General features: G+C 39.7%; 1 protein-coding gene. It reads left to right on the forward strand.

The window, feature by feature from the left end; all coding sequences use genetic code 11:
- Positions 1–103: 103 nt before the first annotated feature.
- Positions 104–287: type IV conjugative transfer system pilin TraA (locus LZP73_RS20495; protein ID WP_311062484.1), on the forward strand; the 184-nt coding region annotated here is incomplete at its 3' end.

Raw genomic sequence — 287 nt, forward strand, 5'->3', positions numbered from 1 at the left:
TGATTTCTATAATGAAGAAATATTCAGGGAGGTGATCGAAGAGAACGAATCAACATTTAAAGAACTTTAGTTTTCATCTGTCAATATTAATCAGAGGAATCATATGAATACTGTTTTAAGTGTTCAGGGTGCTTCTGCGCCCGTCAAAAAGAAATCGTTTTTTTCTAAATTCACTCGTCTGAATATGCTTCGCCTGGTTCGTGCAGTGATCCCGGTTGCTGTTCTGATGATGTTGTTCCCTGAGTTAGCTATGGCTGCTGGTAAAGGCGACCTGATGGCTAAAGGTA

Origin of the sequence: Shewanella sp. AS16 (assembly GCF_021412365.1) — a bacterium.
Lineage (GTDB): Bacteria > Pseudomonadota > Gammaproteobacteria > Enterobacterales > Shewanellaceae > Shewanella > Shewanella salipaludis.